This is a genomic window from Megasphaera micronuciformis F0359, from assembly GCF_000165735.1.
In the GTDB taxonomy this organism is placed as follows: domain Bacteria; phylum Bacillota; class Negativicutes; order Veillonellales; family Megasphaeraceae; genus Megasphaera; species Megasphaera micronuciformis.
Genome location: NZ_GL538179.1, coordinates 1 through 531, shown reverse-complemented (window position 1 = coordinate 531; position 531 = coordinate 1). Strand labels below are relative to the sequence as shown.

Here is a 531-nt window from a genome sequence, read left to right as displayed (position 1 = left end):
CCGTCTTTGAAGTTGACTTCATCGCCGCCCTTGACATCGTCTCCGGCATCGCCGTTGGCTTTTACCTTAAACGCCGCCGCATCCTTAATCTTCTGCGTACCCGTCGTAGACAGGTTGCTCAAGTCTTTATCGGCCGCGTTGTCGATCTTGTTCTTCGTCGTCGCGTCGAGCGCTACGTCAATAGCCTGGCCGCTCGCCGTCGTCGTCAAGCCGTTGGAGCCCGTAACCTTCAAGGTCTGGTTCTTCAGGTTGACGCTGCCCGTTCCCGTGCCGCCGTCGGCAATATTCAACGTAGATACACTCGTCGTAGCGTTGTTAATCATGTCCGCTACGTTTTGTGCCGTCGCTACGCCATCATTGCCCGTGACGCTTACCGTTCCGCCCGTGTTGGCAAGAGTGCCCTTCTTCACGTCGTACGTAATCGTTCCGTTCGCACCGGCCGTCGCCGTCGTCAACGTACCGTCTTTAAACGTCAGCCCCTGGCTCAATGACGTCGTGCCGCCTGTTCCGTTGTCGGCCGTGTAGGCAAGG

At 57.6% G+C, this 531-nt stretch carries 1 protein-coding gene; it reads right to left on the bottom strand.

Annotated elements, in window-relative coordinates:
* On the bottom strand, positions 1–531 hold a 531-nt coding region (locus tag HMPREF9429_RS09200; protein ID WP_006940893.1), incomplete at both ends, for a hypothetical protein.